Below are 1,293 nucleotides of genomic sequence, written 5' to 3'. Positions count from 1 at the left end.
CCGAGTTCTGATTAGGCCCTATGAGTTGTCTGTCAGTCTCTTGCTAGGAATCATCGGTAGTCTCGTCTTTATCCTACTTCTCTGGAGAGGGGGACGAAAAGATGCAGACTAAAAGCAAACATACCAAGCTCTTCTGGATTCTCATTATTCTTGCCATCGGAGCTTGTCTTCTCTACTTTTGGCCCATCACTCACTTGTCAGCCTTTGCTTGGAAGTTGCGTTCCCAAAAGATCATCGTTTATCTCTTGGTAGCCATCGCGACTGGGATTTCGACCATTAGTTTTCAAACCCTGACGGAAAATCGCTTCCTGACGCCTAGTATTTTGGGAATTGAATCCTTCTACGTCCTACTACAAACCCTACTACTGGTTTTTGAAAGCAAGTTTCTTCAACTTGGCAAATCCCCTATCTTAGAATTCCTAGTCTTACTTCTTGTCCAGTCCCTCTTCTTTCTCGCCTTACAAGGTTACTTGAAGACACTGATGAAGCAAGACCTGGTCTTCATCCTGCTGATCTGTCTAGCGCTCAGAAGTCTCTTTCGAAATATCAGCACCTTCCTTCAAGTCCTAATGGATCCAAACGAATACGATAAACTGCAAAATAGTCTTTTTGCCTCCTTTCAACATCTCAACACTTCCATCCTAGCCATCGGTTCTCTGATCATCCTCGCTTTGACAATCTTTTTCTTTCGAAAAGCAGTCGTTCTAGATGTCTTGCACCTGCAAAGAGAAACGGCTCAGATATTGGGACTCGATGTTGAAAAAGAACAGAAAGAGCTCCTCTGGGGAATCGTGCTTTTGACCTCAACGGCCACTGCCTTGGTAGGACCTATGGCCTTCTTCGGCTTTATACTGGCCAACCTCACCTACCTGATTGTCAAAGACTATCAGCACAAGTTACTCTTTATAGTGGCCATTCTGGTTGGATTTATTAGCTTAACCTTGGGGCAAGCCTTGATTGAACGAGTCTTTGCACTGGAAATTCGTATCAGTATGATCATTGAGAGTGTGGGTGGCTTCTTATTCTTTATCTTACTATATAGGAGGTCTCGTCAGTGAAACTGGAAAACATTGACAAATCCATTCAAAAACAGGATATTTTGCAAGGCATTTCGCTTGAAGTCAGTCCTCAAAAACTGACAGCCTTTATTGGTCCAAATGGTGCTGGAAAATCGACTCTCCTCTCCATCATGAGCAGGCTAACCAAGAAAGATCAGGGAGTTCTCAGTATCAAAGGACGTGAAATCGAGAGCTGGAATTCGCAAGAACTGGCCCAAGAACTAACCATCCTAAA

Annotated in this window: 2 protein-coding genes and 1 pseudogene; all 3 read left to right on the top strand. The window is 43.7% G+C overall.

The genetic code is table 11. From position 1 onward, the window contains the following. Positions 1–112, top strand: a pseudogene (locus tag DCM90_RS09810) (ABC transporter permease); the annotation flags it as partial. Next, positions 102–1,058: an iron chelate uptake ABC transporter family permease subunit gene (locus tag DCM90_RS09805; protein ID WP_001193665.1), complete on the top strand. Its 957-nt coding sequence runs from the start codon at positions 102–104 to the stop codon at positions 1,056–1,058. The pseudogene DCM90_RS09810 and the gene DCM90_RS09805, both read left to right, overlap by 11 nt. Then, positions 1,055–1,293: ATP-binding cassette domain-containing protein (locus tag DCM90_RS09800; RefSeq protein ID WP_133244347.1), on the top strand; the 239-nt coding region annotated here is incomplete at its 3' end. The genes DCM90_RS09805 and DCM90_RS09800, both read left to right, overlap by 4 nt.

This window comes from Levilactobacillus bambusae, assembly GCF_003124125.1.
In the GTDB taxonomy this organism is placed as follows: Bacteria; Bacillota; Bacilli; order Lactobacillales; family Lactobacillaceae; genus Levilactobacillus; species Levilactobacillus bambusae.
The sequence above is the reverse complement of the archived record's forward strand: the minus strand, read 5'-3'. Positions and strand labels throughout refer to the sequence as shown.

Excerpts from the sequence above, each read along its gene's own strand:
- DCM90_RS09805 (WP_001193665.1), top strand. The coding sequence starts at position 102 with ATGCAGACTAAAAGCAAACATACCAAGCTCTTCTGGATTCTCATTATT.